Origin of the sequence: Luteimonas sp. MC1895 (assembly GCF_016457215.1) — a bacterium.
Classification (GTDB): Bacteria; Pseudomonadota; Gammaproteobacteria; order Xanthomonadales; family Xanthomonadaceae; genus Luteimonas.
This window is the reverse complement of sequence record NZ_JAEMDY010000004.1, coordinates 43,855-69,231: the sequence shown is the minus strand read 5'-3', so window position 1 is coordinate 69,231 and position 25,377 is coordinate 43,855. Positions and strand designations below refer to the sequence as shown.

At 72.9% G+C, this 25,377-nt stretch carries 23 protein-coding genes; 12 read left to right on the top strand and 11 right to left on the bottom strand.

All coding sequences use genetic code 11. The features are described from left to right. The first annotated feature begins 158 nt into the window (after nt 1-158). Entirely contained in the window at nt 159-815 is a 657-nt protein-coding gene (locus JG616_RS10770) for an ankyrin repeat domain-containing protein (RefSeq protein WP_199392568.1), read from the top strand. Between the two features lie 30 nt (nt 816-845). Here JG616_RS10770 and JG616_RS10765 read toward each other — a convergent pair whose 3' ends face one another. After that, nucleotides 846-1,880 (bottom strand): hypothetical protein, encoded by a 1,035-nt coding sequence (locus JG616_RS10765; protein ID WP_199392567.1) that lies wholly within the window; start codon nt 1,878-1,880, stop codon nt 846-848. Between the two features lie 49 nt (nt 1,881-1,929). Further along, on the bottom strand, nt 1,930-3,654 hold the full coding sequence (ggt, locus tag JG616_RS10760) for a gamma-glutamyltransferase (protein WP_199392566.1): 1,725 nt from the start codon (nt 3,652-3,654) through the stop codon (nt 1,930-1,932). Between the two features lie 118 nt (nt 3,655-3,772). Between ggt and JG616_RS10755 the strand changes: the two genes are divergently transcribed. Then, on the top strand, nt 3,773-5,323 hold the full coding sequence (locus JG616_RS10755) for an Mbeg1-like protein (protein ID WP_199392565.1): 1,551 nt from the start codon (nt 3,773-3,775) through the stop codon (nt 5,321-5,323). A 122-nt stretch (nt 5,324-5,445) separates the two neighbouring features. After that, entirely contained in the window at nt 5,446-6,099 is a 654-nt protein-coding gene (locus JG616_RS10750; protein WP_199363015.1) for an ankyrin repeat domain-containing protein, read from the top strand. A gap of 70 nt (nt 6,100-6,169) precedes the next feature. Here JG616_RS10750 and JG616_RS10745 read toward each other — a convergent pair whose 3' ends face one another. After that, the gene (locus JG616_RS10745; RefSeq protein WP_199363016.1) at nt 6,170-6,805 is read right to left on the bottom strand and encodes a tetratricopeptide repeat protein; all 636 of its coding nucleotides are present in this window, start codon (nt 6,803-6,805) and stop codon (nt 6,170-6,172) included. 64 nt (nt 6,806-6,869) lie between these two features. Further along, entirely contained in the window at nt 6,870-8,702 is a 1,833-nt protein-coding gene (locus tag JG616_RS10740) for a sensor domain-containing phosphodiesterase (protein ID WP_235973112.1), read from the bottom strand. Nucleotides 8,703-8,894: 192 nt separating this feature from the next. Between JG616_RS10740 and JG616_RS10735 the strand changes: the two genes are divergently transcribed. Next, nucleotides 8,895-12,641 carry an indolepyruvate ferredoxin oxidoreductase family protein gene (locus JG616_RS10735; RefSeq protein WP_199392563.1) on the top strand — a complete coding sequence of 1,249 codons (3,747 nt, stop codon included), beginning with the start codon at nt 8,895-8,897 and terminating at the stop codon, nt 12,639-12,641. A 139-nt stretch (nt 12,642-12,780) separates the two neighbouring features. Here JG616_RS10735 and JG616_RS10730 read toward each other — a convergent pair whose 3' ends face one another. The 3 genes from JG616_RS10730 to JG616_RS10720 all read right to left on the bottom strand — a co-directional run bounded on the left by JG616_RS10730 (nt 12,781) and on the right by JG616_RS10720 (nt 14,557). Beyond that, the gene (locus tag JG616_RS10730) at nt 12,781-13,017 is read right to left on the bottom strand and encodes a hypothetical protein (protein WP_199392562.1); all 237 of its coding nucleotides are present in this window, start codon (nt 13,015-13,017) and stop codon (nt 12,781-12,783) included. A gap of 142 nt (nt 13,018-13,159) precedes the next feature. Next, nucleotides 13,160-14,107 carry an aldo/keto reductase gene (locus tag JG616_RS10725; RefSeq protein ID WP_199363020.1) on the bottom strand — a complete coding sequence of 316 codons (948 nt, stop codon included), beginning with the start codon at nt 14,105-14,107 and terminating at the stop codon, nt 13,160-13,162. Nucleotides 14,108-14,200: 93 nt separating this feature from the next. Next, nucleotides 14,201-14,557 carry a hypothetical protein gene (locus JG616_RS10720; protein ID WP_199392561.1) on the bottom strand — a complete coding sequence of 119 codons (357 nt, stop codon included), beginning with the start codon at nt 14,555-14,557 and terminating at the stop codon, nt 14,201-14,203. 107 nt (nt 14,558-14,664) lie between these two features. On the opposite strand from JG616_RS10720, the gene JG616_RS10715 reads away from it, so the two are divergent. Both JG616_RS10715 and JG616_RS10710 read left to right on the top strand, forming a co-directional pair. Continuing rightward, entirely contained in the window at nt 14,665-15,258 is a 594-nt protein-coding gene (locus tag JG616_RS10715) for a sigma-70 family RNA polymerase sigma factor (RefSeq protein ID WP_199392560.1), read from the top strand. Further along, complete coding sequence (locus JG616_RS10710) at nt 15,255-15,728, top strand: hypothetical protein (RefSeq protein ID WP_199392559.1); 474 nt, start codon at nt 15,255-15,257, stop codon at nt 15,726-15,728. Before JG616_RS10715 ends, JG616_RS10710 begins: the two co-directional genes overlap by 4 nt. 37 nt (nt 15,729-15,765) lie before the next feature. Here the strand turns inward: JG616_RS10710 and JG616_RS10705 are convergent, their stop codons facing one another. The 3 genes from JG616_RS10705 to JG616_RS10695 form a co-directional block, all read right to left on the bottom strand. Next, complete coding sequence (locus JG616_RS10705) at nt 15,766-16,386, bottom strand: DUF938 domain-containing protein (protein ID WP_199392558.1); 621 nt, start codon at nt 16,384-16,386, stop codon at nt 15,766-15,768. Between the two features lie 61 nt (nt 16,387-16,447). Continuing rightward, nucleotides 16,448-18,019 (bottom strand): M28 family peptidase, encoded by a 1,572-nt coding sequence (locus JG616_RS10700; RefSeq protein ID WP_343225011.1) that lies wholly within the window; start codon nt 18,017-18,019, stop codon nt 16,448-16,450. Nucleotides 18,020-18,665: 646 nt separating this feature from the next. Then, the gene (locus JG616_RS10695; RefSeq protein ID WP_235973100.1) at nt 18,666-20,024 is read right to left on the bottom strand and encodes a lytic murein transglycosylase; all 1,359 of its coding nucleotides are present in this window, start codon (nt 20,022-20,024) and stop codon (nt 18,666-18,668) included. A gap of 206 nt (nt 20,025-20,230) precedes the next feature. Between JG616_RS10695 and JG616_RS10690 the strand changes: the two genes are divergently transcribed. From JG616_RS10690 to JG616_RS10670, 5 genes are all read left to right on the top strand, one after another. Continuing rightward, the gene (locus JG616_RS10690; RefSeq protein WP_199363026.1) at nt 20,231-20,713 is read left to right on the top strand and encodes an MgtC/SapB family protein; all 483 of its coding nucleotides are present in this window, start codon (nt 20,231-20,233) and stop codon (nt 20,711-20,713) included. A 56-nt stretch (nt 20,714-20,769) separates the two neighbouring features. After that, nucleotides 20,770-21,108 carry an I78 family peptidase inhibitor gene (locus JG616_RS10685; RefSeq protein ID WP_199392556.1) on the top strand — a complete coding sequence of 113 codons (339 nt, stop codon included), beginning with the start codon at nt 20,770-20,772 and terminating at the stop codon, nt 21,106-21,108. Between the two features lie 5 nt (nt 21,109-21,113). Continuing rightward, nucleotides 21,114-21,581: a ribonuclease domain-containing protein gene (locus JG616_RS10680; RefSeq protein ID WP_199363028.1), complete on the top strand. Its 468-nt coding sequence runs from the start codon at nt 21,114-21,116 to the stop codon at nt 21,579-21,581. After that, the gene (locus JG616_RS10675; RefSeq protein ID WP_199363029.1) at nt 21,578-22,000 is read left to right on the top strand and encodes a barstar family protein; all 423 of its coding nucleotides are present in this window, start codon (nt 21,578-21,580) and stop codon (nt 21,998-22,000) included. Before JG616_RS10680 ends, JG616_RS10675 begins: the two co-directional genes overlap by 4 nt. 87 nt (nt 22,001-22,087) lie before the next feature. Continuing rightward, nucleotides 22,088-22,432: a hypothetical protein gene (locus JG616_RS10670; protein ID WP_199363030.1), complete on the top strand. Its 345-nt coding sequence runs from the start codon at nt 22,088-22,090 to the stop codon at nt 22,430-22,432. Nucleotides 22,433-22,459: 27 nt separating this feature from the next. Here the strand turns inward: JG616_RS10670 and folE are convergent, their stop codons facing one another. After that, nucleotides 22,460-23,059: a GTP cyclohydrolase I FolE gene (gene folE, locus JG616_RS10665; RefSeq protein WP_199392555.1), complete on the bottom strand. Its 600-nt coding sequence runs from the start codon at nt 23,057-23,059 to the stop codon at nt 22,460-22,462. Nucleotides 23,060-23,238: 179 nt separating this feature from the next. Here folE and JG616_RS10660 point away from each other — a divergent pair, with 179 nt between their 5' ends. After that, nucleotides 23,239-25,137 carry a DUF885 domain-containing protein gene (locus JG616_RS10660; protein ID WP_199392554.1) on the top strand — a complete coding sequence of 633 codons (1,899 nt, stop codon included), beginning with the start codon at nt 23,239-23,241 and terminating at the stop codon, nt 25,135-25,137. Nucleotides 25,138-25,377: the final 240 nt, after the last annotated feature.

The following is a 25,377-nucleotide window of genomic DNA, read 5'->3' as shown; positions in this document are numbered from 1 at the left end:
GGCCCTGACGTAGTAAGTTGGCGCGCATGTCCGACGCACCCCGCAGACCGCCCATGACGGCGCCTTCCATCCGGTTGGCGCCGCCTGGCATGCGCGCACTGCTGGCCGCGTCGCTGATGCTTGCCTCCACCGCCGGCTGCGCCCGGCAAGGGACAGACGTGAACCCAGGCCAGGCCTTTGCAAACCCGGGCAGCACCCAGCTAGCCGACGCCCTGCTCGCGGGCGACGACGCGCTGGCGCGCGAACTGATCGCCGCCGGCGCCAACCCGAACGCCGAGGACGACCGGGGCCAGCCGCTGCTGCAGTGGGCGATGAAGCGCGGCGACCGCGGTGCCTTCCGCCTCCTGCTGGCGCTGGGCGCCGACCCCGCGCGCGGCAACCGCGACGGCCGCACCGCGCTGCACGTCGCGGCGATGGGCAAGTCGCGCGAGTGGCTCGAGGCGCTGCTCGAACACGGCATGTCGCCCGACACGCCCAACACCGTCACCGGCGCGACGCCGCTGTACGACGCGCTGCGCGCCGACAGCGACGCGAACATCGACGTGCTGCTGCGCGCCGGCGCGCGGCTGGACGTCGCCGATCGCAACGGCACCACCCCGCTGCACCAGGCCGCGCTGGTCAAGGATGCCGGCGCGGCGCTGCGGTTCCTCGAGGCGGGCGCCGACCCGCGCGCCACCGACCGCACCGGCGCGACCTTCCAGGACTACCTGTACAAGGGCGATCCCAAGCTGCTCAACGCCGCCACCCGACGCGACCTCGGCAGGATCGACGCCTGGCTCCAGGCCAACGGCGTCAGCGTGCAGCCGCGCGGCTGACGGTCACACGCCCGCTTCAACGCGCCCGCTTCAGCGCGCCGGCTGCTCCCACGGCGCCCGCCAGTCCGCCGGCGGCAGCGGCGCGACCCCGGCATCGAGCAGGATCCGCCGCACCAGCGCGTCTTCCGTGGTGATCGAGGTGTCGGCCAGCAGCCGCGCATGGACCCCTGCGCTGGCCGCGCCCTCGCGCGCCGCCAGGTCCGCCATCTGTTCGTCGCGCCAGTCGACGCCGCGGCGACGCGCGTCCAGTGGCGCGCGCTCCGCGGCGCTGCGGCTCAGCGCGCGCGCCAGGGACAGACCGATGCGCTCGTCGTGCAGGGTCTGCGGATCCGACAGCAGCAGGGCGGACAGGTGCCGGCAGCCCTGCGCACGGCCGGGCGCACCCAGCTGGCGCCCGGTGCAGGCGCCCAGGACCTCGCGATAGTCCGGCACCAGCAGGCCCTGCACGGCACCGGCGGTCAGCGCGGCGCCGGTTCCTGCCGACGGACGCGGACCCTCGCCGAACGCCGCCCACTCGGCGGCGCTGGGCGCATGCGGGCGCATGGCGGTGGCGACCCAGCGCTGCAGCGCGAGCGGATCGGACGCCTGGCGGCCGGACCGTGCGGCGGCGGCAAGCGTGGCGTCGGCGCCGAGACCCTGGAACAGCAGCGGCGCCAGGTTGCCGGGTTCCAGCGCCTGCCAGCGGCGCGCGGCCACGCCAGCCGCGTCCGGGTCGCCGGCCGCGATGCCGGCGGCCACCAGCAGCTGCTGGGTGATGCGGTCGCCCGCGCCCCGCGTGGACGCGGTCTCGCGCCAGGTCGCCGCGGTTGGCGATGCGCGCGCGACGCCATCCTCGTCCGCGGGGCGCGCCAGGGCCTCCAGCACGACCGCCAGCGCCCGTTCCCGCGCACCGTCCGAGCGCGCAAGCGCATGGGCCGCGCGCGAGGCATAGGCCTGCCAGGCGTCCGATCGCGCCTGCGCCTGCTGCAGTTCCGCCGCGGTCGGCTCGACCGGCTGCGGCGATTGCGCCTGCACGGGGGCGGCCAGGGCCGCGAAGAGCAGCAGCGGAAGGAGGCGTGGCGGCATCGGTCGGTCCCTGGTCACAACGGTCCGCCGCAGCATAGCCGCGCCTGCGTCAGTAGCCCGCGGCCTGCCCGTCCTTGCGCGACTCGCTGGCGCCGGTCCAGCCGCCCTGCGGGTTGGCCATGATCGCCTGGTAGCCGCCGAAGGGGCCGAGTGCCGAGCGCACCGAATGCCCGCGGTCCATCAGCGCGCGCACCGTCGCCTGCGGGAAGCCCGACTCGAGTTCGACCCAGCCGCCGTCGGACATCACCGTCGCGCGCCCCGCGGGCTCGGTCGAGCCGTCGTGGTGGATGCGCGGCGCGTCGCCGGCCTCCTGCGGGTTCATGCCGAAATCGATCATGTTGATCAGGATCTGCACGTGGCCCTGCGGCTGCATCGCGCCGCCCATCAGGCCATAGGACAGCCAGGGCTTGCCGTCCTTCGTCGCGAACGCGGGGATGATGGTGTGGAACGGTCGCTTGCCCGGCGCATAGGCGTTGGGGTGGGTCGCATCGCCGAGCACGAACTGCTCGCCGCGATCCTGCAGGATGAAGCCCAGCCCCGGCGGCGCCATGCCGCTGCCCATGCCGCGGTAGTTGGACTGGATCAGCGAGACCATCATCCCGTCGGCGTCGGCGGTGGTGAGGTAGATCGTGTCGCCCTGGTTGAGCTCGGCCGGGGTGGCCGGCTGCACCTCGCGCAGCACGCGTTCGGGCGACATCAGTCGACCGCGTTCACGCGCGTAGTCCTTCGAGATGAGCTTCGACACCGGCGCCGGATGGAAGGCCGGGTCGGCGTACCAGCGCGCGCGGTCGGCGAAGGCCAGCTTCTTGGCCTCGACGAACAGATGCACGTGCTCGGGGCTGCCGAAGCCGTAGGCGGCGAGGTCATACGGCTCGAGCAGGTTGAGGATCTGCAGCGCGGCGATGCCCTGCCCGTTGGGCGGCAGCTCCCACAGCGTGTAGCCGCGGTAGTCCGTCGACACCGGCTCCACCCACTCGCCCTGGTGGGCGGCGAGGTCCTCGTAGGACAGGAAGCCGTCGTTGGCGGCGAAGTAGGCCGCCATCGTGCGCGCGATGTCGCCCCTGTAGAACGCGTCGCGGCCGCCATCGGCGATCTGCTGCAGGGTGTCGGCGAGGTTCGGGTTCTTCCAGGTCTCGCCGTTGCGGGGCGCGCGGCGGCCGTCGCCGTCGGCGACGGTGAACTGGTCGCTGAAGCCCGGCCATTTCGACAGCCGCGGCACCGAGCGCGCCCAGTAGTAGGCGATGGTCTCGTGCACCGGATGGCCGTCGCGCGCGTAGCGGATCGCCGGCGCCAGGTTCTCGGCCATCGTGCGCCGGCCGAAGCGCCCGTGGAGCGCGAACCAGCCGTCGACCGCGCCCGGCACGGTGACCGGCAGCGGGCCGTGCGCGGGAATGTCGGTGAGCCCGCGTTGCGCGAACTCCGCCGCCGTGAGCGACATCGGCGAGCGCCCGGAGCCGTTGTAGCCATGCAGCCTGCCCGTCCGGGGATCCCAGACGATGGCGAAGAGGTCGCCGCCGATGCCGTTGCCGGTGGGCTCCATCAGGCCGAGCGCGGCGTTGGCGGCGATCGCGGCGTCGACCGCCGTGCCGCCGGCCTTCATCACGTCCAGCGCCACCTGGGTGGCGAGCGGGTGCGAGGTCGCCGCCATCGCATGCGGCGCATGCACTTCGCTGCGGGTGGCGAAGGTGTGGCCGGTGATGCGGTCGGCGGCGTCGGCGACGGGGACCGCGGCGAACAGCAGCGCGGCAAGGACGAAGCGGGAGCTGGCGGGCATGGAGGGCGACCATCGGAGCGGAAGCGCGACCTTAGCAAGCCGACCTAGGGTCCGCCCCCGATTGAACCCGCCTGCCGGGAGCGGTCCACTGGCTGCAGACCCCCGCTGGACCGCTCCCATGCTGCACGCACGCCTGGACCACGACTCGAGCTCGGCCCTCCACCTGCGTCGCCTGCAGCCGGCGCCCCCGCCGCCGCCCGAGGCGGCCAACGCACCGGCGCTGCAGCCGCTGCAGGGCCGCCACGAGCCCGGCTACCACCCACAGCTCGGCGCGCTGGCCCCCGGAGCGCAGGCCGCGCAGCCGCCGTCGCCGCAGTGCGCGCCCGGCGGCGTCGGCGCGGGCGAGCTGTCGGCGCTGGCCGGCGGCCAGCAGGCGCAGGCCTTCGACGTGGTGCTGTCGCAGCTCGCCACCGCCGTCTACGGCACGCGCGGCGCACCGCCGGCCGGCTGGTCCGAAGTGACCGACGCCGACCTGGCCGCGCGCGGCATCAGCGATCCGGCCGCCTGGCGCGCGCAGTACCTCGACGGCGGCGACCAGCTCGCCGCCCAGCATTTCAAGGCCGAGATCTACCAGGACTGCAACGGCAACTTCGTCCTCGCCTACCGCGGCACCGACGGCACCGGTGCCGACTGGATGAACAATTTCCGCCAGGGCGCCGGCTTCACCACCAGCGACCAGATCGACAAGTTCAGTGGCCTGGCCACCCGCACCGCGGTGGAATTCGAGCGCCGCTTCGGCACGCCGGATGCCGACGGCAACGCCACCAACCTCGCCATCACCGGGCATTCCCAGGGCGGTGGGCTGGCTTCGGTGGCCTCGCTCGCCTCGGGCGTGCCGGCGGTCACCTTCGACGCCTCGGGCCTGCATCCGAACACGCTGGACCGCCTGGGCATCGACCCGCAGGCCGCGCGCGACCTGGCCGAAGGCGGCCTGATCCGCCGCTATTCGATGGCCGACGACCTGCTGACCAACTTCCAGGAGAACAGTCCCTTCGCCCTGGCCGCGCCCGACGCGCTGGGCACGAAGATCGTGGTCGACCCCGAAGGCGTGCAGGACCTGACCCTGGTGCCGCGCGGGCTCGACGCCGAAACCGGCCTGCCGACGCCGGTGGCCTGGGGCCTGGGCGCGGGCCTCGAGGTCATGGACCGCCTGGACGTGCCGGTGCTCGGCGACATCGCCGGCCTGGTGCGCGGTGCCGTCAGCCACAGCCCCGAACTCCTGACCGAAGCGATGATCCAGCAGCAGCCCTGGCAGGCGGGCTACCGCAACCCGTCGCAGGGCACGGCGGCGAACCTCATCGACCGGGTGCCGGACGCGCTGCAGGACGACTTCGCGCGCAATACCCATGACCTGGCCAGCGACATCGTCGACGTGGTGCAGACCGACTTCGCCCGCGGCAACGGCATCCAGGGCGGCTTCCGCATCGCCGGCGACGTGGTCGAGGGCGTGGTCAATTCCGCCGCCGACACCCTGCGCCAGGGCACCGATTCGCTGGCCCGGCGCATCGACGACCGCCATGACGGTCCGGTCAGCGACGTCGCCGCCAGGGTGGTGTCGGGCACCGGCAACGTGGTCGAGGGCGTGATGGACTTCGGCGGGAACGTCATCGAATCCGGCGCCGACCTGGTGGGCGGCGGCCTGCAGGCGGTCCGCAACTGGTTCCGCTGAGCCAGGGACCCGCTTCCACCGGCCGGGCTCGCGACGCTGTGGCACCATCGCCGGTGATGCGCACCTGTGCCCTGATCCTCCTCCTGGCGGCAAGCGCGGCCGCATGCAGCGGACCGCCCACCATGGACCATCCCTTTACCGACCCGAAGCTCGCGCCATTGGCCGACGCCGTGGCGCGCGGCGATGCCGACGCGCTGCGTGCCCGCTTGTCGGGCATCCACGCCGATACGCCGGGCAGCGACGGCAGCAGCCTGCTGCAGCTGGCCGTGGCCGCCGGCCGCGCCGACGTCGTGACGGTGCTGCTCGATGCCGGCGCCGATCCCGACCGCCAGGCGCCCGGAGGCGGCAGCGCGGTGCACGTGGCGGCCTTCGGCGACGATCCGGCCCTGCTGCAGCTGCTGCTTGCGCGCGGCGGCGACCCCGACCTGCGCAACAGCGCCACCGGCGAGACGCCGCTGGTGCGCGCCATCCTGGGCGGCGGCCGCGAGCAGGTGCGGATCCTGCTGGCGGCGGGTGCGGATCCCGGGGTGCCGGACAGCAACGGGGCCACGCCCCTGCATGCGGCCGGCGCGGTCAATGCGGGCGGGATCGTGCTGGAGCTGCTCGAGGCCGGCGCACCGGCGCATGCGACCAACTCGGCCGGCGAGACCTTCCAGCCCTACTACTTCCAGATGCGCGAGGCCCTGCTCAACGAACGGGCGCGCGGCGAGCGCGAGGCGGTGCGCGCCTGGCTGCGCGCGCACGAGGTGCCGCTCGAGGCCGGCAGCGGCGGCTGAGGCCGGAAGACCCGGCCCCGAGGGTCGCCGAGGCGGGTGGCCCAGGCGGCGCGCAGGCGCCGCCGGATGCTCAGGGCCAGGGCGGAGGCGCCACCTTCCACGCGGCGGCGACCTGGGCCAGCACGTCGCGGTCGGCCTGGCTCCAGCCGGGCAGCAGGCGCTGCAGGTCGGGCGTGGTCCACAGGGCCGGCTCGGTGCGCACGGCGGCCGCGTACCAGCGCACCGCTTCGTCGCGGCGGTCCAGCTGCCACAGTCCGAGCGCCAGCGTCGGCGGCAGCCAGGCCGGGCCCTTCAGCCGCTCGGCGCCGGCGATCCGCCACTGTTCGATCGCGCCGGCGACGTCGCCGCTGCGATACAGGTCCCAGCCGTGGTTCCAGTGCAGCGCGTCGCGCTGGCGCGCATTGTCCGGGCGCTGCAGGGCTTCCTGGTAGAGCGCGGCGCCGGTTTCCGCGCGGCCGCCGGCATAGGACAGGTGCGCCAGCTGCGCGGTGGCCAGGTTGGCATCGCGGCGACCGTTGCGGCGCGCCTGCAGCAGGCGCTCCACGGTGGCGTCGTCGGTGCCCGGGTACAGCTCGAGCGGCCGGGCGACGTCGGCGTCGGATTCGAAGTAGAACTCCTTGGGCCAGGGCAGGTTCTGCGCACACAGGCCGAAGGGAAGAAGCGCGAGCACGAGCACGGCGAGCCGGCGTGCGGAAACGTGGTTCATTGCGTCGTACGGGTAGCGGGGCCCCTGTACCCCGGCACCATGGTAGCGGCAACCGCCGGTGGAATCAGCCCGCGCGCGTGAAGATGGAACGCAGGTCCGCCTCCGGCATCGGGCGTGCGTAGTGGAAGCCCTGTCCGTAGGCGATCCCGCAGTCCATCACCGCGCGCGCCTGGGCGGCCGTCTCCACGCCCTCGGCCACCACCTGCAGCCGGGCCCGTGCGCCCACGGTCGCGATCGCGGCGAGGATCGCCATGTCCAGCGGATCCCCCGGCAGGTCGGCCACGAAGCCCCGGTCCACCTTGAGCCCGTCGATCGGCAGCTGCTTGAGCCGGGCCAGCGACGACTGGCCGGTGCCGAAGTCGTCCAGGGCCACGCGCACGCCAAGCTCGCGCAGGCGCTGCAGGGTCGCGATCGCGAACGGGGCGTCGGCGAGGAGGGCGGTCTCGGTGAGCTCCAGCCACAGCCGCGCCGGCGCCAGGCCGCTGGCGTCGAGCGCGGCCGCGACGTCGCCGACCAGGCCCGGCTGTTCGAGCTGGCGCGCCGAGACGTTGACCGCCAGGGTCAGCGGGCCCGCCTCGGTCGGCCAGGCCGCGGCGGTGGCGCAGGCGGTGCCGAGCAGCCAGCGGCCCAGCGGCACGATCAGGCCCGAAGTCTCGGCCACGTCGATGAACTCGGCGGTCGGCCGCCAGCGGCCGCCGTCGTCGCGCCAGCGCAGCAGCGCCTCGGCGCCGATCGCCCGGCCGTCGGCCAGCCGGACCACGGGCTGGTAGTGCACGTGCAGGCGTCCCTTCTCGTGCGCCTCGCGCAGCTCGCGCTCCAGGCGCATGCGCTCCATCAGCTCGCGGTGGCGGCCGGCGTCGAAGACCTCGCAGCGGTCCAGCCGGCCCAGGCTGCGCGCGCGATGGCTGGCCAGCTCGGCGTTGCGCAGCAGCATGTCGGCCGAGGGGGCGGCGAGGTCGTGCGAGAACGCGATCCCGGCCACCACCCGCGACCGCTCGCCACCGCGACCGGCGCGCTCGGCCAGTTCGACGCAGCGGCCGGCGAGCTCGAGCGCTTCCGCCCCCCGCAGGCTGCGGTGCGGCACGAGGGCGAAGGCGTCGTCGCGCACGCGGGCCAGGGTCGCGTCCTCGCCAAACCCTGCGCGCAGGGCCGCCGCCACGGCCACCAGGTTGGCCACGCGGTCGCCCTCGCCGGGCTCCACCTGGAGGTGGATGGCGGTGATCGCGGGTTCGCCGCTGCCCGCCGGGCACAGGGCGCTGTGCGCCACCTCGAGCAGGTGGTCGCGGTTGGGCAGGTTGGTCTGCGGGTCGTGCAGCTCCAGGTAGCGCAGGCGGCGCTCGGCGTCGTGGCGGCGGTGGATCTCGATGACCATGGCCACGCAGTCGCCGATGCTGGCGGCGAACGCCTGGTCGGCCTCGCTCCATGCCCGCGCGCGCCCAACCTGCTCGTGGCAGACCACGCCCAGCAGCGCGCCCTCGCCGCGGACCGGGGCGTCGAGCAGGGACGCCACCCGGTAGCGCTCGAAATACGACTGCAGCGTCGCCAGGCCGGGGTCGCGGTGCACGTCGATGGCGTCGATCACCCGCACCTCGTCCAGCCGCCGGCCGTACTCGCAGTCGGCGTCCAGCGCCTCGCCGTAGCCGCCCGCATCGTGCGCGCCGCCATGGCGGTCGTAGGCGTGGATGCAGCGCAGCACGCCGTGGGCGGGGTGCAGCCGCCAGACGTTCACCCGGTCCACCTCGAGGACTTCGGCCGCGGTCTCGCAGATCCGGGCGAGCGCCCATTCCAGGCTCTGGAGCCCGGTCCAGCACTGCCGCGCCAGCGCCACCAGCGCCTGGTTGTGGCGGCGTGCGCTGTTGCCGACGTCCGGCGGCACGGCCGCGCAGCGCTCCTGCATGGCGGACACCTCCTTTTCCCCAACGGGCCAGGCCCGCGGCCCATGTAGCGCCGGCAACTGTTAAGGAAAAGTCACGAAAACCGCCCCGCTGATAGAATCCGCGCCGCTTCCGCGTCCCCACCCGCCCGTGCGCCCCGCGCCCGGCCGCCGGGCCGCGCCCTCAGCCAGCGCCTTGCCCGCACGGGGTCCCGCATGACCAGCACCGCCGAACTCTCCTCGCCCGCCTCCGCCCATGGCGGCCTCACCCGCGGCGTGACCGATCCCGACTACACGCTCGAGGACAAGTACGCGCGCACCCGGGGCCGGATCTACCTCTCGGGCGTGCAGGCGCTGGTGCGGCTGCCGCTGATGCAGCGCCTGCGCGACCAGGCGGCGGGGCTGGAGACGGGCGGCTTCATCTCCGGCTACCGCGGCTCGCCGCTGGGCGGCTTCGACCTCGAGCTGTGGCGCGCGCGCCGGCACCTGGAAGGCGCCAACGTGCGCTTCCAGCCGGGTCTCAACGAGGACCTTGGCGCGACCATGGTCTGGGGCAGCCAGCAGACCAACTTGTTCCCGGGCGCGACCGTCGATGGCGTGTTCGGCATGTGGTACGGCAAGGGACCGGGCCTGGACCGCTCCGGCGACGTGTTCAAGCACGCCAATGCCGCCGGCACCTCGCCGCACGGCGGCGTGCTGGCGCTGGCCGCGGACGACCATGCCTGCCGCTCGTCCACCCTGCCCCACGGCTCGGAAGGCGAGTTCACCAGCGCGCTGATGCCGATCCTCAACCCGGCCGGCGTGCAGGACATCCTCGACATGGGCCTGGTCGGCTGGGCGATGAGCCGCTACACCGGCCGCTGGATCGGTTTCAAGACCATCGCCGAGACGGTGGAGTCCTCGGCCTCGGTCGACGTCGATCCGTTCGCGGTCCGGATCGTGACCCCGGACGACTTCGAACTGCCGCCCGGCGGCCTCGGCATCCGCTGGCCGGATCCGCCGATGGACCAGGAGATGCGCCTGCACCGCTATGCGGTGAAGGCGGCGCAGGCCTTTGCCCGCGCCAACCGCATCGACCGCGTGGTGATCGACTCGCCGAACGCGCGCCTGGGCATCGCCACCACCGGCAAGAGCTACCTCGACGTGCTGCAGGCGCTGGAGTACCTCGGCCTCGACGCGCGCGCATGCGCCGAGCTGGGCATCCGCGTCTACAAGATCGGCATGACCTGGCCGCTGGAGCCGGTCGGCATCCGCGCCTTCGCGCGCGGGCTGGAAGACATCCTGGTGGTGGAGGAGAAGCTGTCCTTCATCGAGAGCCAGATGAAGGAGCTGTTCTACAACTTCGACTTCGGCCTCGACGGCGGGCGCCGGCCGTCGATCGTCGGCAAGCATGACGAGGCCGGCGAGTGGATCCTGCCGTCGACCGGCGAGCTGACGCCCGCGACCATCGCCGGCGTGATCGCGCGGCGCATCCTGCGTTTCATGCCCGAGGGCAGCGATGGCGCGGCGCGTATCCACACGGTGCTGCGCTGGATGGACGACAAGGAAGGCGCGCTGGCGCTGCCGCGCGCGCAGTTCCCGCGCGTGCCGCACTACTGCGCGGGCTGCCCGCACAACACCTCCACCCAGGTGCCCGAAGGTTCGCGCGCCATGGCCGGCATCGGCTGCCACTACATGGTCACGTGGATGGACCGCAGCACCGAGACCTTCACCCACATGGGTGGCGAAGGCGTGACCTGGTCGGGGCAGGCGCCGTTCACCGAAACGCCGCACGTGTTCCAGAACCTCGGCGACGGCACCTACTTCCACTCCGGCACGCTGGCGATCCGCCAGTCGGTCGCGACCGGCGTCAACATCACCTACAAGATCCTCTACAACGACGCGGTGGCGATGACCGGCGGCCAGCCGGTGGACGGCACGCTGTCGGTGCCGCAGATCGCGCACCAGGTGCGGAGCGAAGGCGTGGAGGTGATCGCGCTGCTGTCCGACGAGATCGAGAAGTGGAGCGACCACTCCATCTTCCCGGCGGGCGTGACCTTCCACGACCGCCGCGAGCTGGATGCCGTGCAGAAGCGCCTGCGCGAGGTGAAGGGCACCAGCGTGCTTATCTACGACCAGACCTGCGCCACCGAGAAGCGCCGCCGCCGCAAGCGCGGCAAGCTGCCGGATCCGGCCAAGCGCGTGGCCATCAACTCGCTGGTCTGCGAAGGCTGCGGCGACTGCGGCGTGAAGTCGTTCTGCGTGTCCGTGCTGCCCAAGGAGACCGAGTTCGGGCGCAAGCGCGAGATCGACCAGTCGGCCTGCAACAAGGACTTCAGCTGCGTGGAAGGCTTCTGCCCCAGCTTCGTCACCGTGCTCGGCGGCAAGCCGCGCAAGGGCAAGCCGGCAACGGGACTGTCGAAGCTCGCCAACCTGCCCGACCCGGTGTTCGCCAGCGACGACTCGCGGCCCTGGAACATCCTGGTCACCGGCGTCGGCGGCACCGGCGTGGTCACCATCGGCGCGCTGATGGGCATGGCCGGGCACCTGGAAGGCCGCGGGGCGAGCGTGCTCGACCAGACCGGCCTGGCGCAGAAGGGCGGCGCGGTCACCACCCACATCCGCATTGCGCCGAAACCTTCCGACATCCACGCCGTGCGCATCGCCGCCGGCGAAGCCGACCTGGTGCTGGGCTGCGACATGGTCGTGGTCAACGACTACTGGACGCTGTCGAAGCTGCGCGCGGGCCGCTCGCAGGTGGTGGTCAACAGCTACGAGGCGATGCCGGGCACCTTCACCACCCGGCCGGACATGCAGTTCCCGGCCACCGACATCATCAGCGCGGTGCGCACGGCGCTTGGACTGGACGCCGCCACGGTGGACGCCGCCGGCACGCAAGCACTTGCCGTCGTCGACGCCACCCAGCTCGCCACCGCCCTGATCGGCGACGCCATCGCCGCGAACCTGTTCATGCTCGGCTACGCCTGGCAGCGCGGCCTGGTGCCGCTGTCGCTGGACGCGCTAATGCGCGCGGTCGAGCTCAACGGCGCCGCGATCGAAATGAACAAGACCGCCTTCGCCTGGGGCCGCCTGGCCGCCGTCGACATCGAGGCGGTGTACGAGGCTGCCGGCATCGTGCGCAATCCGCGCACGCTGGCCGAGGCGACGCCGTCGCTGCTGGATGCGCTGCCGCCGGGCGACTGGGAGGGCAACGAATGGGGTGCCACCAGCGCGCCCAAGCCGCAGCGGCGCGAGGACGAGCTGCGCCACCTGCCCTCCGGCGCCGACAACCTGGCCTTCCTGCCGCTGGACGACGCGCGCCTGTCGCGCAGCCTGGACGAGCTGGTCGCGCGCCGCACCGCCTTCCTCACCGACTACCAGGATGCGAAGTACGCGAAGCGCTACGCCGACTTCGTGGCCCGCGTGCGCAGCGCCGAGGCCACCCGCGCGCCCGGCAGCACCGACCTCGCCGAGGCGGTGTCGCGCTATTTCTTCAAGCTCATGGCCTACAAGGACGAGTACGAAGTGGCCCGGCTCTACACCAGCGGCGAGTTTGAGCGCCGGCTGGAGCAGCAGTTCGAAGGCGATTTCCGCCTGGAGTTCCACCTCGCGCCGCCGCTGCTGGCCAGGCGCGACGCCGAGGGCCGGCTGCGCAAGCAGGCCTTCGGTCCATGGGTGTTCAGCGCCTTCAGGGTGCTGGCGAAGCTGAGGGGACTGCGCGGCACGCCGCTGGACGTCTTCGGCTACACCGCGGAGCGGCGCGTGGAGCGCCAGCTGATCACCGAATACGAGCGCACGGTGGGCGGCCTGCTGGACACCCTCGATGCCGGCAACGTGGCGCTGGCGGCGGACATCGCCTCGGTGCCCGAGCACATCCGCGGCTACGGCCACGTCAAGCACGCGCACCTGGAGAAGGCGCAGGCGCGCGAGGCGGACCTGCTGCGCGAGTGGAACAACCCGCTGCGGATCGTGCAGGCGGCCTGAGATCGGCAGCAACGGATCGCGGCTGTAGCCGCTCCCACAGGATCGGGGGGGGATCGCAGCTGTAGCCGCTCCTACAGGAAAGAAGGAACCCTGTAGGAGCAGCTACAGCTGCGATCGCTCCCTCGGGTCCGCTTCCACCTCACCCGCTGCACCCGCCGCAACACACCGACGGCTGCTGCTCCACCTCGCCTGGATCGACCGCGCCACCGACGCCGTTGAGCAGGTCCACCAGCTGCGCGGCGTCGATGGCCGCGCTCACGCGCAGGCCCTGCGCCGGGTCGAGATCGACCACCGCCGCCGGGTCGAACGCAAGCAGCGCGTCCTCGATCACCGCGAGCGGCGGCAGCGGCCGCGACGCGCGGACATGGAATTCCATCGTCGTCTCCTGCCAGCGGCGCGCATGGCGCCGATGGCCCATGCTCGCGCCGCGCGCGCCGTCGCGCGCTGACCCAGGTCAAGCGGCGGGCGGCGCGGCTCAGCCCAGCGCTTCAAGCGGCGCGATCATGCGGCAGCGCCGCTCAGCCCAGGGCTTCGACGTGCGCGACCATGCGCCTGCGGCCGGCCTCGTCCGGCAGGCGGCCACGGGCCGCGCCCATGTTGTCGATCATGTTGCGGGCCTGGCTGGTCGACGGCGTCGCCGCGGTGACCGCCGGATGCGAGACAGCGAACTTCAGGAAGAACTGGCCCCAGGTGGCGATGTCGTAGTCGGCCGCCCAGTCGGGCAGCGCGTGGCCTTCGACCTTCTGCCAGAGCCGCGTGCGCCCGAACGGCTGGTAGACCAGCACGCCGATGCCGCGCTCGCGGGCCAGCGGGAAGATCCGCTCCTCCATCGTGCGGTTGTCGACGGCGTAGTCGACGCCGATGAAGTCCAGGCGCCCGGTCTTCATCAGCGCTTCCAGCGCGTCGTACTGCGACTCCGACGTGGTGGTCGCGCCCAGGTAGCGGATGCGCCCGGCGTCGCGCTGCTCCTCGAGGATGCCGAGCTGGGTCGGCACGTCGCCCATGTTGTGCACCTGCACCAGGTCGATCGGTGACTTGCCGATGCGCGCGAACGACTGCTCGAGCTGCGCGCGCGCCGCAGCGGGGTCGGCCGCGTCGCCACCGCGCCCGGCGACGTTGAGCTTGGTCGCCCAGAACAGGCGTTCGCCCAGGCCGGCTTCGCGCACCACGCCGCCGGCCACCTCTTCCGCCACGCCATAGCCGGGGGCGGTGTCGAAAACGCGACCGCCGTGCTGCAGCAGCGCTTCGAGCACCGCGCGCACCCGGTCCAGCTCGCCCTCGCCGGCGATGCGCGCGAACGAGGCCGAACTGCCCAGGCCGACCACCGGCAGCTGCTCGCTGGTGCCGGGGATGGTGCGGGTGATCAGCGCCTGCGGTGCATCCTGCGCGAGCAGCAGGCGGGGGTTGATCGCCAGCGCCACGCCCGCCGCAGCGGACAGCTTCAGGTATTCGCGACGGGTGAGCATGGTGGTGCCTCGCTGCCGTGGACAGGCCGACGTTCTACCACAGCGGCCAGGCGCGGCTGCCCGTCCGTGGGCGGCCCGCGCGCCGTGCGGCGGCTACTTCGCCGGGCCTTCGAGCCGACGGCCCTCCGGCAGCCGGCCTTCGAGCAGGAAGTAGGCCAGGTGGCCAAAGCCGGTCGCACCGAGCAGGAGGGCCACCACGCCCGGGGTCACGTCGCGCACCCCGGTCAGCTCCACCAGGCCGAAGCCGATGGCCAGCGCCACCATCACCGCGCCCCACTGCAGGGACGACTGGCGGCGCCGGCGCGTCTCGCCCTCGAGCAGCGCGCGCACCAGCTCCTCGGAGCCGCGGGTCTCGATGATGCGCCGCCGGGTATAGGCCTCCACCGTCACCTTGATGGCATAGGCGACGGCGATGAAGAGGGTGATCGGGATCAGGATGTCGACGTTCATGGCGGTGTCCGCAGTGGAGGGTCGGCACAGGAGATACTCGCCGCGCCGCGCCGGTTGCACTGCATCCCGCTGCAACCGCGGCGCAGCCGACCGTATCCCTGTCCGTCATGCCCGACGCCTGCCCGCCGCCCGCCGATGCCCACGATGCCGACCGCGCATTGGCCGCGGCCGTGCTCGCTGGCGCGCCCGGCGCCTTCGAACGCCTGGTGCGCGACTACCAGGGCCTGTGCTGGCACATCGTCGACCGGATGCTGCGCCACCCGGAGGACACCCGCGAGCTCTGCCAGGAGGTCTTCCTGCGCATCCACCGCACGCTGCACCAGTACCGCGGCGACAGCGCGCTGAAGTCGTGGATCGCGCAGGTGGCGTGGTCGATGGCGGTGCGCCACCTCGAGCGCCGGCGCATCCCGGTCGTCGACCTGGACGGCGATGGCCCTCCGCTGGAGGAGCTGGCGGGCCACGGCTTCGACCTCGAGGCCGCCGCGTCCGACGACGAGCGCGTGCGCCACCTGCACGTCGCGATCGAGTCGCTGCCACCGCTGCAGCGCAGCCTGCTCGCGCTCTACCATCTCGAGGAACTGCCGATCGCCGCCATCGCCGGCATCACCGGGCTGGCCGAGGGCACGATCAAGAGCCACCTGTTCCGCGCGCGCAGGCGCCTGCGCGACCTGCTCGAAGCCCGCATCGGAGTCCCGGCATGAACACCACACGCACGCCTTCCGCCATCGATGGCGACGAATGGGCCTGGCAGGAACAGGGCCTGCGCGCCGCACGGCTGGACGCGGCCGGATCCGTCCAGGGCGGACATGGCCACGGCACGGATGCGCGGCGGATCGACGACTACCGGCTCGTCGCGACCGCCATCGCCACCGCGCCGCGCAGCCGGCCGCCGCTCGACTTCGCCGCCGCGGTCGCGGCGAAGGCGGGATCCGCGGCACCCGATCCGGGCTTCGAACCGACGCTGGCCGGAGGCCTGCTCCTGCTGCTGGGGGGCGCGGCGCTGGTGGCCGCCGTATCCGCCGTCGGCCCGGCCTGGGACGCCCTGCGGCAGAGCGTTGGCGCGGGCAGCGTGGGGTGGATGGCGGTACCGGGTGCCTGCATCGCCCTCGGCTGGGCGCTGGGCCAGGTGCGCCAACTGCGCGAACACGCGCCGCGCGCCGTAGCGCCCTGAGGCGCACTGGGGCACTCGGGCGCCGCGGCCGATGCCGTCAGGCGGCCGCTACGCGCCTCCACACCAGGCAGCGGTTGTTGGCCGGCATGGCCACGTCGTCGACGGGCACCAGCCCCGCCGCCCGCGCCAGCGCGTCGACGGCTTCGATGTCGCGGATGCCCGAACGCGGATCACGCGCCTTCAGCCAGCCGTCGAAGTCGCGATTGCTGTCGCTGGTGTAGGCGCCGCCGCGGTTGAATGGCCCGTACGCGACGAGCGGCGCGTCCGGCGTCCCGGCCAGCACCTGGCCCACGCCGCGGAAGAAGGCCTCGACCGCGTCCCAGCCCATGATGTGCAGCGTGTTGGCGGTGAACACCGCGTCGGCGCCGACGTCGGGCCAGGGCGCCTGCAGCACGTCCAGCGCCAGCGGCGGCGGCGTATTAGCAAGCCGCGCCTCGGCCAGCCACGCGCGGATGCCGGGCAGGTTCTCCGGGACGTCGGAGGCCTGCCAGGCCAGCCACGGCATCGCCTGCGCGAAATGCACGGCGTGCTGCCCGGTGCCACTGCCGATCTCGAGGACCCGGCGACAGCCGGCGAAGTGCCGCTGCAGCACGGCGAGGATCGGCTCGCGGTTGCGTTCGCAGGACGGCGCGTGGGGTCTGGTGGCTTCGGATTCCATGCCGCCACCGTGCCGCAAGGTGCACGCAGGCGCCAGATCCGGGATTGGTGCGCCGCGTCGGTCAGCGCCTGCGCGACGCGGCGCTGGCCTCGCGCGCCGCACGGAACTCGCTGCCGGCGTCCCACTCCGGCCAGGCCTCCGAGTCCGCGACGCCGCGCACCAGCCGCAGCACCACGGCCGTATCGGCCGTCGGACCCCGCATGTCCCAGCTCCCGTCGAAGGCGTCGCCGGGCTGGTGGTAGCGCCTGGCGAAGTAGTCGGCGCGCGCGGCCCGGCCACCCTCGACGCCGCCCTTGAGCTGGTCCATGCCGGGGCCCACGGTGATCGCCGGCACCCCGGCCTGCGCGAACGCGAAATGGTCGGCGCGGTAGAAGAAGCCGGCCTCCAGCTCCGGATCGGGCGAATAGGTCCGACCCTCCGCCCGCGCCGCCGCCTCCAGCGCGCGCTCCAGCGAGACCTTGCCCTGGCCCCAGCTCGAGATGTCGCGCGTCGGCCCGTCCGGACTCCACATCTCCATGTTGATCGCCGCCGCGGTCGTGGCCAGGGGACGCAGCGGATGCGCCGCGTAGTGGGTCGCCCCGAGCAGCCCGCTCTCCTCCGCCGTCAGCGCGATGAACAGCACGCTGCGCGCCGGCCGCGCTCCCGCGGCGATGACCCGCGCGATCTCGAGCATCGACGCGATCGCCGTCGCGTTGTCGACCGCGCCGTTGATGATGGCGTCGCCGCCCGCGTCCGGCGTGCCGATCCCGAAGCTGTCCCAGTGCCCCGACACGATCACCGTCTCGTCCGCACGCGCCGCGCCGGGAAGGAGCCCGAGCACGTTGTGGCTGGTGATCCGGCTGCGCCCTACCGCGAACGCCGCCGAGAACGCCACGCCCTCCAGCGCGCGCGCCCGGAAGCGCGGCCGCTGCGCCTCGCGCTTCGCGGCGTCGAACGACAACCCGGCGCCCGCGAACAGCCGCTCGGCCGTCGCCCGCTGGATCCAGCCGCGCACCGGCAGGTGCCAGTCCGCCGCGTCGGCACGCACGATGTCGAACTGCGGCGCCGCCCGTCCGTTGCGCACCGTCGCCCACGGATACGCCGCCGGCGCCGTCTCGTGCACGATCAGCACCCCCGCCGCCCCGCGCTTCGCGGCCTCGATGTACTTGTAGGCCCAGCGCCCGTACCAGGTCATCGCCCGCCCGCCGAAGCGCTCCGGTGCCGTCTCGAAATCCGGATCGTTGACCAGCACGACCACCACCTTGCCGCGCACGTCCAGGCCCGCGTAATCGTCCCAGTGCAGTTCCGGCGCCGTGATCCCGTAGCCCGCGAACACCACCGGCACCCCGCGCAAGGCCACGTCGCCCTGCGGATGCAGCGTCTCCAGCGCGATGTCGTCCCCATTCGCCAGCGTCCACTCGCGCCCGCCGACCGAGAACGACGCCGCCACCGGCCCCGCGATCTCCGTCCGCTCCAGCGTTACCGCCTGCGTCCAGCCCCCGTTCTCGCCACCCGGCTGCAGGCCCGCCGCCGCGAACTGCTCCCGCAGGTACGCAACCGTCTTCTCTTCCCCGGGGGTCGCCGGTGCCCGCCCCTCGAACGCGTCCGACGCGAGCACCCGGATGTGTTCCGCAAGCCTCGCACTGTCGACCACCGCCGGAGTCGCTCCCGCCGAACCGGAGGAATCGCCGCTTGCAGGCACCCCCGTGGCCACGGGCCCGCCGCTGCACCCCGCCAACGCCAGGACCAGCACCCATCCCACCACTCTCCAACCCGCCGCGCGCGCCATGGCTGCCATCCCATCCGAGGAACCCCGATTCTGCCCCCTTCGGCACAGCTGACACAGCTGCCCCCGTAGCACCGAGGCGCCAAGCCTGCCTGCGCGTGGCACAGCCGTCGCAAGGCGTCCCAGCGTGCGAACCCGCACACCCCCGCACACCCCGCGCAGACCCCCGCAGGCACGCCGGGCGCGACGTGCCCACCGAGCACAGGCTGCGAATGGGTGCGGCGCGCCCGGCGTGCCCTGCCCCGGCTCCCGCACCGCGAGTCCCCTTGACCTGCCAACCAGCGAACCGAGGTGATCCGCAGCGGCGCGGCCTGCGCGACAACCAAGCGAATCACGTGGAGCGACTTGTCGCGTAGGCCACGCGCCGCCGCTGCGAGCCAGCTGTCCGTGGCGGGGAGGGGAAGTCGCGGCTGCGATCCAACTGTCCTTGACCGGGAAGGGGATCGCGGCTGTAGCCGCTCCTACAGATGGGTTGGCGCAGATGGGTTGGTGTCAGCGCGGCGTCGGCGAGGCGTCAGCGCGGCGGAGGAGTGCCGGCCGCGGCGTCGGCGCGCAGGGCCTCCAGGACCCGCAGGCCCGCGCGCCCATCCACCGGTAGCAGGCCCAGGCGGCGCTGCTCCTCCGCGATCGCCCGCCGCGTCAGCGTGCCGACCATCCCGTCCGCCTCGCCGATCGCGTGCCCCCGCCCCAACAGCAGCGTCTGCAGTTCCCGGCGCTCGGCCCGCCCGATGCCCGGATCGTCCGTCGGCCATCGCGTCGCCAACGCCCCGCCGCCGCGCAGCCGGTCGGCCAGGTGCGCGATCGCCAGCGCATAGCTCTCCGCCGCGTTGTACGAATAGATCGCATCGAAATTCCTGAACACCACGAACGCCGGCCCCGCGGCCCCGGCCGGCAGGATCACCGCCGCGCGTGCATCGGCCGCGACGCCGTCGAACGCCTTGCCGTCGACGCGCCGCACGCCCTGCGCCACCCAGTCGGACAGCGGCCTGCGGTTCGTGCGCCCCGCCTGGCCCGCGTTGAACCCCGGCGGCAGGATCACCTCGTGGCCCCAGGGCTCGCCCGTCCGCCAGCCCGACCGCTTCAGGTAGTTCGCCGTCGAACCCAGCGCATCCGGGATGCTGCCGACCAGGTCGCGCCGCCCGTCGCCATCGAAATCCACCGCGATCCGCTGGTACGTCGTCGGCATGAACTGGGTATGGCCGAAGGCGCCCGCCCAGGACCCGGTGATGCCCGGATCGCGCAGGTCGCCGCGCGCCAGGAGCTGCAGCGTGGCGATGAACTCGCCCTGGAAGAAGGGCTGCCTGCGGCCGAAGCACGACAGCGTCGACAGCGAGACCAGCAACGGGCGCTTGCCGAAGCTGCGGCCGTAGTCGCTTTCCACGCCCCACACCGCCACCACCGTCGCCGGGTCGACCCCGTACGCGGCCTGCGCGCGCTGCAGGGTGGCCTCGTGCGTGCGCAGCATGGCCAGGCCGTCGTCGACGCGCTGCTGGTCGACCAGGGCCGCCAGGTAGTCCCAGATCGGCGTGGTGAACTCGGGCTGCTGGTCGAGCAGCGGCAGCACGGTCATGTCGGGCGCCAGCCCCGCGGCCAGGCGATCGAAGGTGGCGGAATCGACGCCCTTGCCGGCGGCCGCGGTGCGCAGCCGGCCCATGCATGCGCGGAAGGTGGCGGACTCGGCGTCGGTGGGCGCGGGAGGCGGCGCCGGCGCTGCAGGCGCAGGGCTCGCAACCTCCGGGACGGCAGGCTCGGGCGCCGGGCTGGGCGTGGAGGTCGGGGTCGGGGTCGCGGCCGTCGGCAGCGGCTGCTGCGCGCAGGCCACACCCAGTGGCAGGACCAGCAGCAGCGGCAGGGACTTGGCAAACAGGCGCATCGCGGGCTCCGGGTCGAATCGCCCGGATTGTAGGCATGCCCCGCATGCGCCGGCGTCACGGCGTGCAGGCATGACCGCTTCATGGCTTCATGGCTTTCATGGCTTCACCGCTTCGGCTTCGGCTTCGGCTTCGGCTTCGGCTTCGGCTTCACGGCCACGAGACTGTCACTGCGTTGTCATCGCCGTCCCCCACAGGAACGACTTCGATGGACGCACTGCACAACGGCGAACTCTGGATCCTGGCGCGCGTCGCCGCGGCGATGGCCCTTGGCGGCGTGCTCGGCATCGAACGCGAGCTCGGCCGCCATGCCGCGGGCCTGCGCACCCACATGCTGATCGCCGGCGCGGCCGCGCTGATCGTCGGCCTCGGCGACGTCGTGGCCCAGCACTTCACCCAGGAGCAGTACCGCGACCTGCTGCGCATCGACCCGACCCGCCTGATCGAGTCGGTGGTCGCGGCGGTCGGCTTCGTCGGCGCCGGCGCGATCCTGCGCGCGCGCGGCGAACAACAGGTGTCCGGCCTGACCACCGCCAGTTCGCTGCTGATGGCCGCGGCCATCGGCATCGCCGCCGGCCTGGGGAACTACCTGCTCGCGCTGGGCGCCTCGCTGCTGTGCGTCGTGGTGCTCGCCGTGTTCCGCCGCCTCGAGCACCGCATCGGCACCGCCACGCCGCCGGAGCGCGACTGAGCGCAGCCCTGCCGCCGTTGCGGCATGATCCTTCCACGACCCCGCGAGGAGTTCCCATGCAGACCATCTCCACCGCACGCCGCTTCGCCACCCTGCTGTCCGCGCCGCTCCTGCTCATGGCCACGGCGTGCGCGTCGACCGGTGCCGGCAGCGGCGGCCAGCGCGAACCCGTGGTGCGGGACGGTTTCAGCGGCAGCTGCGACGGCAAGGCGGCAGCCGCCTATGTCGGCCAGACGCTCAGCGAGCAGGTCGCCGGGCAGGCCAGGCAGGCGGCCGGCGCCAGCGGCGTCCGCATCATCCGGCCGGGCATGGCCGTGACCATGGACTACCGCGCCGGCCGGCTGAACCTCGAGGTCGATGACGAGGGCCGCATCATCAAGGCCAGCTGCGGCTGACGCCGATGGCGCGCGGTCGCCCCGGCGGGAGGACACCGCGCAGCTGGATCTGGCTGGTGGCGGTGCTGGTGCTGGCCGGCAGCTGGCAACTCCTGCAGCGCGAAGCCGGGCCGGGCACGCCGTCGGTGGCCGAAACCTACCGCGCGCCGGCGGGCGGTGCCCAGGGTGAATCGACCGACACGCGCGACCCCGCGCTCGCCTTCCTGCCGCCCGAGGCCCACGCGACCCTGGCGCTGATCGATCGCGGCGGGCCGTTCCCGCACCGGCAGGACGGCGGCGTGTTCCAGAACCGCGAACGCCTGCTGCCGCCGCGCCCGCGCGGCCACTACCGCGAATACACCGTCGACACCCCCGGCCTCGACCACCGCGGCGCGCGGCGCATCGTCACCGGCGGCGATCCGCCCGTGGAATGGCACTACACCGCCGACCACTACCGCAGCTTCCGCGCCTTCGAGCGCAGGCCGGCGCCATGATCGACGTCGAACTCGGGGCCCTGCTGGCCGACGCCAGCCAGTCCGCCGCCTACTTCGTCGACGTCCGCGACCGGGCCGCGGTGGTCGAGGCGGCCACCGCGCTCGACTTCCACGTCGCCACGGCCAATCTCGCAACCGCCGACGACAAGGCCGCGCTCCTCGCCGAGGTCGCCGAGGCGCTGGAGTTTCCGGGCGACTTCGGCGGCAACTGGGATGCGCTGGCCGACAGCCTGGGCGACCTGTCCTGGCTGGGCGCGCCCGGCTACCTGCTGCTGATCGACCACTGCGGCGACCTGCGCGAGGACGCGCCGGAGGATTTCGCCACCCTGCTGGACATCCTCGACGAGGCCGCGCGCGTGCATGCGGGCCAAGGCGTGCCGTTCTGGGCCGTGCTGCCGGTGGCGACGCCCGACCACTGAGCGCCGCGGCGCATTCACATCACGACGACATCCCCGACACGCCGGGGCCGGGATACTCGGCCCACGCCCATCCCGTGGGATCCCGCCATGAACCGACTCGTGCCCGTCGCCGCCATCGCCACCCTGGCGCTGGCCCTCACCGCCTGCAACGATCCGTCCGAGGCCTACACGCCGGTGGACCAGCTGCCTTCGGCCAGTGACCCCGCCGCCACTCCGCCGCCGACCACCACGACGCCGACGCCGCCGCCGTTCGAGGACGACACCACCGCCGATCCGGTCGATCCCATGGATCCCATGAACCCGACCCCGGTGCCGACCGATCCCGAAGTGCCGCCCCCGATGGATCCGGTGCCGCCGATCGATGACGCGACCCGTCCGCCGCCGGTCGACCCGACGATGGACGAGGATCCGCAGACCCAGCCCACGACCTGACGCATCGGGCCAGCGCCCGCGCGCGGCTCAGCCGCGCCGGTCGCCGATGAAGCGCAGGAATTCCTGGCGGGTGCGGGCGTCGTCGCGGAAGCCGCCCAGCATCTTCGACGTGACCATGCTGACCCCGCGCTTGTGCACGCCGCGGGTGGTCATGCATTCGTGGCTGGCTTCGACCACCACGCCGACGCCGCGGGGCCTGAGCACGTCCTGGATCACCGCGGCGATCTGCGCGGTCATCTTTTCCTGCACCTGGAAGCGCCGCGCATAGGCCTCGACCACGCGCGCCAGCTTGCTGATGCCCACCACCTTGCCGTCGGGCAGGTAGCCGACGTGGGCGCGGCCGATGATCGGCGCCATGTGGTGCTCGCAGTGGCTCTCGAACTGGATGTCGCGCAGCACGATCATCTCGTCGTAGCCGCAGACTTCCTCGAAGGTGCGCTCCAGGTAGGCGCGCGGGTCTTCGGCATAGCCGCTGAACCAGTCGCCATAGGCATCGGCCACGCGCTTGGGCGTGTCGAGCAGGCCCTCGCGCGACGGGTCGTCGCCGGCCCAGCGCAGCAGCGTGCGCACGGCCGCCTCGGCCTCGTCGCGGCCCACGCCGTTGCGCTGATCGTCCGGATTGGCCATGGCCCTGCTTTCCTGTCGGCGAAAAACGCCATGGTACCCCGGCGCACGCGTGCGCCCGGGCGGCGACCGGGACCTATGGGCGTGATCCGGAGGCGGATTTCGTGGGACAGTCGGCGCGGTCCGGGTTCCACCGCCCCCGTCCCGACCCTTCCCGCCATCCTGTTCCGGAGAGAGCCCCGATGCCCATCGCTTCCGCCCGTTCGCCCCTCGCCATCGCGCTGGCGCTGGTGCTGCCCCTCGGCCTGGCCGCCTGCGACGGCCCGGCCAACGCGGCCACCGCCGGCCAGCCGGCCACGCCCGCCGCCGCCAGCGCGTCCCCGGCCGACCTCGAGGCCGAGACCGCCCGGCTCAACGCCTGGTTCGAGACCAAGTACGAAGAGCAGCTGCAGTTCAGCCCGATCCGCCTGACCTTCCTCGGCCGCAAGGAGCTGTACGACCAGATCGACGACGCCTCCGACGCCGGCATCCGCCGCCAGCTCGACTGGCTCGAGGCCTCGGTGAAGGAGATGGAGGCGCAGTTCGACTACGACCGCCTGGAGCCCGAGGCCCAGCTGTCGTGGAACCTGTGGAAGAAGGAGTACGAGAGCGCACGCGACGGCATGCCCTTCCTGCTCAACGGCTACCCGTTCGACCAGATGAACGGCATGCACAGCATGGCGCCGACCTTCATGATCAATTTCCACAAGGTCGAGGACGAGTCCGACTACCTGGCCTATGTCTCGCGCCTGCGCAAGCTGCCGGCGACCTTCGACATCCTGCTCGAGCGCACGCGCCAGGCGGCCGCACAGGGCATCCGCCCGCCCGGGTTCGCCTGGGAAGGCGTGGCCGACCAGTCGCGCAAGATCATCACCGGCGCGCCCTTCGACGACGGCGCCGACAGCGCGCTGTGGGCCGATGCCCAGGCCAAGGCCGACGCGCTGGCGACGTCGGGCAAGGTCGGCGCCGGACGCGCCACGGAGCTGAAGGAAGACGCCCGCAAGGCGCTCCTCGAGGACGTGAAGCCGGCCTACGAACGCATCCTCGCCCTGGCCGCCGAGGAGCTGCCCAAGGCCGCGGTGAACCCCACCGGCGTCGGCAGCACGCATCCCAACGGCGCGGCGTACTACGCCTACCAGCTGGGCGAGAACACCTCGACCGACATGACCGCCGACCAGATCCACGCGCTCGGCCTGGCCGAGGTCGCGCGCCTGCGCGGCGAGCTGGAGTCGGTGCAGAAGCAGATCGGCTTCGAGGGCGACCTGCAGGCCTTCTTCGAGCATGTCCAGGCCGACCCCAAGCGCCTGTATCCGAATACCGATGCCGGTCGCCAGGCCTACATCGACGACGCGACGAAGGCGATCGACAACATCAAGCAGCACCTGCCGAAGTACTTCGGCCTGCTGCCCAAGGCCGACCTCGTGGTGAAGCGCGTCGAGGCCTTCCGCGAGCAGGACGGCGCCGCCCAGCACTACAACCCGGCCTCGCCGGACGGCAAGCGCCCGGGCGTGTACTACGCGCACCTCTCGGACATGAACGCCATGCCGAAGACCGAGCTGGAGGTGATCGCGTACCACGAGGGCCTGCCGGGCCACCACATGCAGATCTCGATCGCGCAGGAGCTGACCGGCGTGCCGACCTTCCGCACCCAGACCTTCGACACCGCCTACAACGAGGGCTGGGGCCTGTATTCGGAGTGGCTGGCCAAGGAGATGCCGGACACCTACCAGGATCCGTATTCGGAATACGGCCGGCTGATGTCGGAGATGTGGCGCGCGATCCGCCTGGTGGTCGACACCGGCATGCACGCCAAGGGCTGGACCGAGGAACAGGCGGTGGCCTACTTCCGCGAGAACAGCTCGGTGCCCGACGCCGCGATCCGCTCCGAGATCCGCCGCTACCTGGTGTTCCCGGGCCAGGCCACCGCCTACAAGATCGGCATGATCCGGATCCAGGAACTGCGTCGGAAGGCCGAGTCCGAGCTGGGCACAGCCTTCGATATCCGCGGCTTCCACGACACCATCCTCGGCGGCGGCGCGATGCCGCTCGACCTGCTGGAGCAGCGCGTGGACCGCTGGATCGCCGCGAAGAAGGCCGGCTGACGCGCGCAGCCGGGCGCGCACGCACCTGCAGGCCCGCATCCGCGGGCCTGCCTTGCGCCGCCGGCCGCGGCCGGCCTGCCCGCACGGACCTGCCGCGCCCTTGCACCTGCCTGCCACGCCCTTGCACCTGCAGGAGCGGCTACAGCCGCGATCGGCATCACGGCGAAACCGCATCGCGGCTATAGCCGCTCCTACAGTGGAGTTTTTCGCGCCGCCATCCGCGTGGCTTCATCCGCGTAG